The organism is Lutimonas sp. (assembly GCF_051011215.1).
Lineage (GTDB): Bacteria > Bacteroidota > Bacteroidia > Flavobacteriales > Flavobacteriaceae > Lutimonas.
Genome location: NZ_JBPCUJ010000024.1, coordinates 1 through 9,962, shown reverse-complemented (window position 1 = coordinate 9,962; position 9,962 = coordinate 1). Strand labels below are relative to the sequence as shown.

7 protein-coding genes and 1 pseudogene are annotated in these 9,962 nt (G+C 36.8%); all 8 read left to right on the top strand.

Annotation, left to right across the window (positions count from 1 at the left end):
- Positions 1 to 187 precede the first annotated feature (187 nt).
- Positions 188 to 2,641 carry an endopeptidase La gene (gene lon / locus ACR2MV_RS03005; RefSeq protein ID WP_434020416.1) on the top strand — a complete coding sequence of 818 codons (2,454 nt, stop codon included), beginning with the start codon at positions 188 to 190 and terminating at the stop codon, positions 2,639 to 2,641.
- Positions 2,642 to 2,727: 86 nt separating this feature from the next.
- Positions 2,728 to 3,813 (top strand): hypothetical protein, encoded by a 1,086-nt coding sequence (locus ACR2MV_RS03000; protein ID WP_434020415.1) that lies wholly within the window; start codon positions 2,728 to 2,730, stop codon positions 3,811 to 3,813.
- The gene (locus tag ACR2MV_RS02995; protein ID WP_434020414.1) at positions 3,806 to 5,041 is read left to right on the top strand and encodes a metallophosphoesterase; all 1,236 of its coding nucleotides are present in this window, start codon (positions 3,806 to 3,808) and stop codon (positions 5,039 to 5,041) included. Before ACR2MV_RS03000 ends, ACR2MV_RS02995 begins: the two co-directional genes overlap by 8 nt.
- A gap of 102 nt (positions 5,042 to 5,143) precedes the next feature.
- Positions 5,144 to 7,105, top strand: coding sequence for a BatA domain-containing protein (locus ACR2MV_RS02990; protein ID WP_434020413.1), 1,962 nt, complete (start codon positions 5,144 to 5,146; stop codon positions 7,103 to 7,105).
- Positions 7,106 to 7,141: 36 nt separating this feature from the next.
- On the top strand, positions 7,142 to 8,398 hold the full coding sequence (locus tag ACR2MV_RS02985) for a dihydroorotase (protein ID WP_434020412.1): 1,257 nt from the start codon (positions 7,142 to 7,144) through the stop codon (positions 8,396 to 8,398).
- A gap of 40 nt (positions 8,399 to 8,438) precedes the next feature.
- Entirely contained in the window at positions 8,439 to 8,768 is a 330-nt protein-coding gene (locus tag ACR2MV_RS02980; protein WP_434020411.1) for a hypothetical protein, read from the top strand.
- 49 nt (positions 8,769 to 8,817) lie between these two features.
- Positions 8,818 to 9,477, top strand: a complete 660-nt coding sequence (locus tag ACR2MV_RS02975; RefSeq protein WP_434020410.1) for an alpha/beta hydrolase — start codon at positions 8,818 to 8,820, stop codon at positions 9,475 to 9,477.
- A 70-nt stretch (positions 9,478 to 9,547) separates the two neighbouring features.
- Positions 9,548 to 9,962, top strand: a pseudogene (locus ACR2MV_RS02970) (glycoside hydrolase); the annotation flags it as partial.

Below are 9,962 nucleotides of genomic sequence, written 5' to 3'. Positions count from 1 at the left end.
TTCTCCTATTTATCACAATTAATTTTCCGACCAGATATTACTACTTGGCACAGGAATTGAATACTATTAGTGGCAGGAATGACTTGAATGAAGTTAACTTGCTTTGAATAAGAGAATTAAAGAACAGGCATATATGCTTTCAAATTCTGAAAGGATATATTTAATGTCAAAATGACTTAAATAAGATATGAGTAAATCAAAAATAATAAATATTGACAATTTGTCACTTCAAAATATTTTGGACGAGGAAGCGGAATTGATTCCTCTGATGACACCGGAAGATGAAGAGGAAATTAGAAAAGAAGACGTACCGGAAACCTTACCAATACTCCCTTTGCGAAATACAGTTTTATTTCCTGGAGTGGTAATTCCAATTACAGCTGGCCGTGATCAATCCATCAAGTTGATCAAGGAAGCGAATAAAGGTGACAAAACCATTGGAGTGGTGGCTCAAAAGAATGAAGCCACAGAAAACCCGGGCATCGATGATATCTATAAAATAGGAACTGTAGCAAGAATTTTAAAGATTCTAAAAATGCCAGATGGAAATACCATGGTTGTTTTACAGGGAAAGAAACGGTTTGAAATTGAAAATCTGGTACAAGAGGAGCCTTATTTAAAGGCTAAAACCAAGGAAATGGTTGAAACCATTCCTGATAAAATTGATACTGAATTTGCTGCCATCATCGATTCGATAAAAGATCTGTCTCTGAAAATCATCAAGGAAAGTCCCAATTTGCCATCAGAAGCTTCTTTTGCCATTAAAAATATTCAGAGCAACTCCTTTCTTGTCAATTTTGTTTCTTCTAATCTTAATCTTACGACAGAAGAAAAACAAGAATTGCTCACAATAGGCAGCCTTAAAAGCAGAGCGCTGGCCACTTTGAAAAAAATGAATAAGGAGTTGCAACGTCTGGAACTCAACAACGATATTCAATCAAAGGTAAGAGAGGACATGGACCAGCAACAGCGTGAGTATTATTTGCACCAGCAAATGAAAACCATTCAGGAAGAATTGGGTGGGGTTTCTCATGATGAAGAGATCGAAGAGATGCGCGAGCTGGCAAAAAAGAAAAAATGGAGCAAAGAAATTGCTGAAACCTTTGATAAAGAAATCGGCAGGCTTCAAAGAATGAATCCTCAGGTGGCGGAATATTCGGTTCAAAGAAATTACCTGGACCTCCTATTGGAGTTGCCCTGGGAAGAGTATTCAACGGATCTGTTTGACTTGAAAAGAGCTGAGAAAATACTTGATCGCGATCATTATGGTCTGGAAAAGGTAAAAAAACGTATCATTGAGCATTTAGCAGTTCTAAAACTTAAAGGAGATATGAAGTCTCCTATCATATGTCTGTATGGACCTCCTGGTGTGGGTAAAACATCCCTCGGAAAATCTATTGCCGAGTCCTTAGGGCGAAAATATGTTAGAATGTCTCTAGGAGGTCTTAGAGATGAAGCTGAAATCAGGGGGCATAGAAAAACCTATATCGGCGCTTTGCCGGGTCGGATTATTCAAAGCATCAAAAAAGCTGAAACATCCAATCCCGTTTTTGTTCTGGACGAAATTGACAAATTGAGTTCAAGCCATAGCGGAGATCCTTCATCAGCCATGCTTGAAGTACTTGATCCAGAGCAGAATACAGAATTTTATGACAATTACCTTGAAGTTGGTTATGACCTTTCCAAGGTGATGTTTATTGCTACGGCCAACAGTTTATCGACAATTCCATGGGCTTTGAGAGACAGAATGGAAATCATCAATGTAAGTGGTTATACTGTAGAGGAGAAAGTCGAGATTGGTAAAAGACACTTGCTACCAAAATTATTAAAGGAGCATGGGTTAAACAGCACTCATCTTAAAATTGGCAAAAGGCAATTGGAAAAAATTGCCACGGGATATACCCGGGAATCCGGCGTCAGAGGATTGGAAAAGAAAATTGCTCAGGTGGTAAGGTATGCGGCCAAATCCATTGCCATGGAAGAAACCTATAACCAGAAGATCACAGACCTGGATATAGAAACCATTCTTGGTCCATCACATTTAGAAAGAGATAAATACGAAAACAATGAAATTCCAGGAGTTGTTACCGGACTTGCCTGGACAAGCGTTGGAGGAGATATTTTATTTATAGAATCTATTCTTTCAAAAGGAAAGGGTAACCTCACCATTACAGGTAACCTTGGTAAAGTAATGAAAGAATCTTCAACCATTGCTCTTGAATATATTAAGGCAAACCTCGAAGAGTTTGGTATCAAATATGAAACTATTGTCAATAATAATATTCATATTCATGTGCCTGAAGGTGCTACTCCAAAGGATGGTCCAAGTGCCGGAATCACTATGCTTACTTCTTTGGTGTCAACACTTACACAAAGAAAAGTCAAGGCTAAATTAGCGATGACCGGTGAGATCACCCTGAGAGGAAAGGTGCTTCCCGTAGGAGGTATCAAAGAGAAAATTCTAGCCGCTAAAAGAGCGAATATTAAAGAGATTATTCTTTGTGCCGATAATAGAAAAGATGTTGAAGAAATCAATCAGAAATATCTAAAAGGATTACAATTTCATTATGTGACCGATATGAATGAAGTCATCAATATTGCTTTATTAAAGCAAAAAGTGAAACAAGCAAAAAAGCTATAATTAGCTGATTTTATGGGTATGAGGGCTTCTTTTAACAAGTAGCCCTCATTTTTTTTGTCTATATTTACAGGTATAAGCCAACCAAAATGCCTTCTTATTCCCTGCAGTCACCATTTTCATTAAAGATATGCTATCCGCGCATTTTAGTGTTATTATGCTTACTTTTTACCAGTTCTTTCCTGCAAGGTCAAAAAGTAAAAAAACTTTTCACATCTGATTCTTTATTAGAACTCACCGTTACGCTTCCCATAAAAGATGTCATTAACGATACAAAAGTTAGAAACGAATATGAGTGTCAGTTGGTGTACACCTCAGAAGATGGACAAAAGCATCCTCATCAGGTTAAAATTCAGGTCAGAGGAAAAACCAGGGCATTAAAACAGGTTTGTTCGTTTCCACCCCTACAATTGAACTTTAATAAAAAAGACACAAAGAATTCTATTTTTAAGGGCCAGGACAAGGTAAAGTTAGTAGCCCATTGTAAAAGTGACAACATCTATCAGGAATATGTTCAGAAAGAATATGTAGTTTATAAAATGTATGAAGTTATCAGTCCTTATAGTTTTAAGGTGCGGCTTTGCAGCATAACCTATATTGACAAAAACAATCCTTCCAAAAACAACACCTATGACGGTTTTTTGATTGAATCTACAGAACATGTGGCAAAAAGGAATGATATGACAGAGTACAAGGATTCTATCAGGAATCAAGAAGTTCTCAATAAGGACAACCTTGATAAACTGGTCATGTTTCAATATATGATTGGTAATCTAGACTGGTCAATTGCAAAGCGACATAATATGAAGCTTATTATTGGGGACCAGGGACAATTGCCCATGGCCGTCCCCTATGATTTTGATTATGCCGGAATGGTAGATACGCCTTATGCGGTTCCTCCTGCGGAATCGAGTGTTTCTGATGTCAAAACACGGGTATTTCGGGGTTTTTGCAAACGTAATGGATACGAAGAAACCGTCTCATTTTACAAAGAGCAGAAAGAAGAATTATACGATGTCATTAATCAATCTCTATTCTTAACGGAAAAGACCAGAAGAAACATGATCAAGTATATGGACCAGTTTTATAAAAATATGGAGAATCCAAAATATGTAGATAAAAAGATCAATAAGGCCTGCCGAATAGATCATAAACACGCCTATGACTATGAATAAAAAGAAGACAACATATGCCATTTATTGCTTTACCCTAACGCTGACTGTCCTGTTAGTAACGGGCTTTAGCTATCACACGAATAAAACCCGAAGCCATACTCAAAGTGGACTTCATTATGAAGGCACCTATGCTTTATATGCTCAAAAAACAACGGCTTTTAATTTTCGCTGGATTACACCTGTTGAGGATGTTGGTCGTTATGAAGTATTGGACAAAAACAACAAACTCATAGTTTCGGGGGAAACTGCTGCATCAAGAACACATCAGATAGATCTGGATCAAGCTATTAAAGGGCCATTTACTTTTAAATTTGGAGGTGTAAACGAAGGAATGCATAAAGTTCATATTCGAAAGAATTTTAAACTTGAATCGACTGATTATAAAAAGACTGATTCCATCTATGTGGTCGGTGATGTTCATGGCAGATATGATGAAATGATTGCTCTATTAAAAAATTCAAAGGTCATTGACCAGGATTTGAATTGGATGGCAGGTAGTGCTCACATCGTATTTCTGGGCGATATCTTTGACCGCGGGAATGATGTCACAAAAGTGCTTTGGTTTATCTATTCTCTGGAAGAAAAAGCTGCCGAAAAAGGAGGAAAAGTGCATTTGGTGCTTGGCAACCATGAAATCATGACCATGACCAAAGATCTTCGATATCTCAGCAGAAAAGAACGGAATATTGCCATTGCACATGGCCTGAGCTATGACAAATTATTTCACCCCATAGATTCCTATCTGGGGGCATGGCTTCGAACCAAGGTTTCTATATTAAAAATTGATCAGATCGTCTTTGCGCATGGAGGCGTCTTGGACCTGGGACCATTTACCTTGGAATCCTTTAACAAGCAAGCCTTTGACTATATGAAAGACCCTATTTATCTCGATTTAATGCAGGATGCACCGGATACGACTAAATATGAAGCGCAACAATGGTTTAAAATGAGAGATTTTTTTTACTATGAAAATGGTCCCTATTGGTATCGAGGATATGTAAAATATGATACGTTGGGGCCGCAGTTGGATGCCATGCTTGATAAGCATAAATCTAAAATTCATGTAGTTGCCCATACTCCATTAGAAACCATTACCCAGCGTTATGATGGTAAATTACTGACAACAGATCTAAAAGAAGCTGCTACTGAGTTGTTGCTTTTAGAGAGAAAAAAGAACAAATACAAAAGATTTAAAATCGATAGCGATGGTGTAAAAACTGAACTTTGAACAATAAATGACCTAAAATGAATACATGAGTATCATCTCATGTAAGTTAAATTTTTAAACTCGGGAAATTAATTTTACTTTTGACCAAAGTAATTCGGAATAATGCAATTTAAATATCCAGAGGTTTTATTTTTTCTTTTTCTTCTTCTGATTCCGCTACTCATCCATTTATTTCATCTTCAAAGATTTAAAAAAGAAGCATTTACCAATGTAAAGTTTCTAAAGGAAATTGAACTTGAAACCCGAAAAAGTTCGAAATTAAAGAGGCTATTGATATTATTGTCAAGGCTTCTTGCCTTTGCTGCTTTGATTTTTGCCTTTGCCCAACCGTTTATCAACAGAAATAAAAACCTACAGAAAAAAGAAGGAATTTATTATTTTGATAATTCATTCAGTATGCAGGCAAAATCGAATTCAGGCCTCGATCAACTGCAAGTCAACAAAACTTTTTTACTGGACAATCCCCATAATTTTGAATCAAAAACCCTTGTTACGAATAAGGAAATCAACACAGAACTAGACCCTAAAAGCTTTGACAATGCAGTTCTTAAACTGGACTTCCACCCTGTTTCTAAAAGTATCAATCAGGTATTACTGGAGATTCAAAATCAAGTTAACACCTCTACAAATACCTTATATGAAATTAATTTAATTTCTGATTTTCAGGTTATTAACAAGATTATTGACACAAGTCTAATTGACAACAAACAGGAATACAATCTCATTAGACCTTCCTTAGCAAATCAAAAGAATCTTTCAATTGACAGTATCTGGGTTGCCACCCAAGATGCTGAATTTATCACACTACAGGCGGATATTAGAAGTCACAAACTCTCCCTTAATGATCTAAGCGTTTCCCTGCATTTAAATGAAGAACTGTATGGAAAAACAACGATCGACATAGAGGCAAACGGCCATAAAAATGTTGAATTCAAAATACCGGTCAATTCACATAATTACGGTAAAATCAGTATTTCTGATCAATCCCTTAGTTTTGATAACGACCTCTTTTTTAGTATCCCAAAGAAACCTAAAACAAAAGTGATGGCCATCGGGCTTTCAAGTGACTTTCTAAATAGAATCTATCCTGAAGACAGTTTTGAGCTTATAGAAGTTGGCCCGGATAATTTGGATCAAAGCAAGATTTCCGGTCAAAGTTTAATAATTCTGAATGAAATTGAAAATATAACAAGACCCTTAATTCAAAGCTTAAACTCCTTTGTAAGCAAGGGAGGTTCATTGGTGATCATTCCTGCAAATAACCTTTCAATCGAAAACTACAACCTGCTTTTAACTTCCTTCAGCGCGGGCCCAATTATCGATAGCTTCGATGGTACTAAAAAAATCAACAACATCAATTATGACCATCCATTTTTCAGCAAGGTCTTCGAAAAAAAAATTTTTAATTTTCAATATCCTACGATCTCATACGGGTATCTCACCCTTCCGACGAACAGCAGTCCTTTGCTTCAATACGATGACCTGAGTCATTTTGCCTCTGAAACTCTATTTAAAAAAGGAAAGGTATATTTTATAAGTGCCCCACTATCAACAGCTGATAATAATTTTTCAAATTCACCTTTAATCGTGCCTCTTTTTTATAATTTTTCTAAAGAGAATCAAAACAGTGAAGGCATCTATCAAATAGTGGGACAAGTGAATCATGTTATGATCCAAACAAAAGAAACTTCTGGTGATGAGCCTCTTAAAATAATCCATGGTGAGGATGAATTTATCCCTTTACAAACCAAAAAAAATAACAAAATAGAAGTCATAACCTCTGAATTCCCCAGTTCTTCAGGCATATACGACTTTCAATATCAAGATCAGATACAGGCCAAAGTTGCTTATAACTATAATAGAGACGAAAGTCAGTTGGAATTTCAATCCCTTGCTTCGATTGCTGCGGAATTTGACAATATACATCTATACGATTCTATTGACAAAGCCACAAAGGAGCTAAATGAAAGAACTAATAATAAAAATTTGTGGCAATTATTTATTATTTTTGCTTTGGTTTTTTTAGTCTTGGAAATTCTACTTCAGAAATTTTTGAAGAATTAAATATTTTAGATGATTGGCATCAAAAACAAGGAATAAATGAACATACTTCTCAGATCTGCAAAGATCATCGATAGCAATTCAAAGTATCACAATAAAAAAATGGATATTTTGATTAAAAACGGTATCATCACTGACATTGCAAAAAGCATAGACTTACCTTCAACCTTTAAAGAGATTCGGTTAAAAAACCTGCATGTTTCCAATGGCTGGTTTGACACAAGTGTTTCTCTGGGGGAACCGGGCTTTGAAGAAAGAGAGAACATTGATCATGGTCTTGAGGTCGCAGCCCGTTCAGGTTTTACCAAGATTGGCTTAAACCCGAATACCAAACCTTGTATTGATAACAAATCGGCGGTAGAATTTTTAATTCAAAAAAGTGCTTCATCACCCGTTAATTTGTACCCAATAGCGAATTTGACACAAGGTGCTGCAGGCGTTGAGATGGCTGAGTTATTTGATATGAAGAATTCAGGAGCCATCGCTTTTGGTGACTACAACAAGTCTATAGACAATGCCAATCTGTTAAAAATAGCCCTTCTTTATGCCCAGAATTTTAATGCTGTCGTTTTGAGTTTCCCTCAGGATTCAGGAATTGGAACACATGGTCTGGTCAATGAGAGTGAAAATACAACCCGATTAGGATTGAATTCAATTCCTAACCTTTCGGAGGAACTGCAGGTATCGAGAGATTTAGCCTTGTTGGAATATGCGGGAGGAAAATTACACATCCCAACTATAAGTACTGCCAAAGCAGTGCAACTCATTAAAGATGCCAAGAAAAAAGGTCTTGATGTAAGTTGCAGTGTGGCCGCCCATCACCTTTTCCTTACCGATGAAGAAATCCAGTCATTTGATACAAATTTTAAGGTGACACCACCATTGAGAAGTCAAAAGGACCGGAAAGCCTTGGTAAAAGGAATCAAGGATGGAACCATCGACATGATCGTCAGTGATCACAACCCCATCGATATAGAAAATAAAAATGTAGAATTTGCCAATGGGGCTTATGGAACTATTGGATTGGAAACCTTGTTCGGAAGTGCTGTCAGTGAGCTCAATCTTGAGGATTTAATTCACTGTATTACTGAAAAGCCATGCCAGCGATTCGAAATTCCGGTTTCAACCATAGATAAAAATGAAAAGGCTGATTTGACACTTTTTAATCCAGATATTGCATACACTTTCCATACGGATGATATTCTGTCAAAATCTAAAAACTCAGCATTTGTAGGGAAAGAATTAAAAGGAAAGGCATATGGTATTTATGCCAACAAAAAGCTGATTTTGAATTAACGCCTTTTCCTTGTTTATTTGCTATTTAACACACATCATTATGAATAATTTATCCGTAAAAGAAGGAAAAACGATTGCTATCATCAGTTATATCACCATCATTGGCACCTTGATAGCTTTTATTATGAATCAGAATAAACATAATTATTTTGCTTCATTTCACATAAGACAAGCGCTCGGTATTTTTTTATTGGGTGTTGTAGTGAATTTTATTCAACGATTTACTCATTTTGATTGGTTTGATACGGCATTGGGTATTGGCGTATTTGTTTTATGGATCTTGGGTCTGATCTCTGCGATACAAGGCCAGGAGAAACCAATACCTCTCTTAGGAGAACAGTTTCAGGAATGGTTTAGAAACATTGCCTAGTTCATGCCAGAACTAAAAACCTAACAATCATCATCCAGATTAATTTTACATGAGTACATTTTCATTAGAACATCTTGTTCGACAACCAAAAACGCCTCAAACGAATCCTCCGCTATTACTGATGCTCCATGGCTACGGAAGCAACGAGCAAGATCTTTTTTCTTTTGCACAGGAATTGCCTGATGAGCTTTTAATTATTAGTGCCAGAGCGCCTTTATCTTTAGGATTTGGTAGTTACGCCTGGTACACGATTCATTTTGACGCGACCACCAGTGACAAGTTTTCAGATGTTCCTGAAGCTAAAAATGCCTTAAAACTCATTGACACGTTCCTAGATGAAGTTTTTGCGGCCTATCAGCTCAATGATCAAAAGGTTTTCTTACTAGGTTTTAGTCAGGGTACGATTTTAGGAACTGCCTATGCTTTAAACCATCCGGATAGAATACAACATGTAGTTGCTTTAAGCGGCTATGTTAACCAGGAACTGCTGAATACCCCCTTGGAGAAAGATCGCTTTAAGCATCTTGACTTCTTTGTATCACACGGTTCGGTGGATCAGGTCATTCCGGTTGATTGGGCAAGACATACACCTGCATTTCTCAATAAATTAAATATAGCTCATGAATTTCATGAATATCCGGTTGGACATGGAGTGGCTCCACAAAATTTTTATGATTTAAACGAGTGGATCAAACTCCGTTGTACGTAAAAGCCCCGAATTGATATACTTTCTGCATTCAACCCTTATTTTGTAGATTAGTCCACTAAATATAATTTCTATGCATACATTGAACAAAATTGGTCTTATTCTCATAGTATTTGTCGTACTTGTTTCCTGCGAACCGGCTAAAAAATATGACTTGAATCAAGTTCAGTCAATACATGACAGTATCAAAACAATCTATGCTCCCGACAAACGGGTTGCGCTATTTGATATGGAATTCAACATGAAAGAAGACCTTTTGGTCCTTCGGGGAGAAACCAATCAGAAAACTGCCTTAAAAATCCTGCTGGGTCAATTAGAAAGTAAAGGCTGGAACGTTGAAAACCAAAGCCACCTGTTGCCTGATTCTACCGTCGGTACATTTAACTATGCCGTGGTAAATAATTCAGTAGCAAATATTCGCTCTCAACCAAAACATTCTGCCGAACTGGCGACACAAGCCATTTTAGGAATGGAACTTAAAGTCCTGA

Bases quoted from the DNA above. Each gene is read 5' to 3' on its own strand.
- lon (WP_434020416.1), top strand. From the start codon at position 188: ATGAGTAAATCAAAAATAATAAATATTGACAATTTGTCACTTCAAAAT.
- ACR2MV_RS03000 (WP_434020415.1), top strand. From the start codon at position 2,728: ATGCCTTCTTATTCCCTGCAGTCACCATTTTCATTAAAGATATGCTAT.
- ACR2MV_RS02995 (WP_434020414.1), top strand. From the start codon at position 3,806: ATGAATAAAAAGAAGACAACATATGCCATTTATTGCTTTACCCTAACG.
- ACR2MV_RS02990 (WP_434020413.1), top strand. From the start codon at position 5,144: ATGCAATTTAAATATCCAGAGGTTTTATTTTTTCTTTTTCTTCTTCTG.
- ACR2MV_RS02985 (WP_434020412.1), top strand. From the start codon at position 7,142: ATGAACATACTTCTCAGATCTGCAAAGATCATCGATAGCAATTCAAAG.
- ACR2MV_RS02980 (WP_434020411.1), top strand. From the start codon at position 8,439: ATGAATAATTTATCCGTAAAAGAAGGAAAAACGATTGCTATCATCAGT.
- ACR2MV_RS02975 (WP_434020410.1), top strand. From the start codon at position 8,818: ATGAGTACATTTTCATTAGAACATCTTGTTCGACAACCAAAAACGCCT.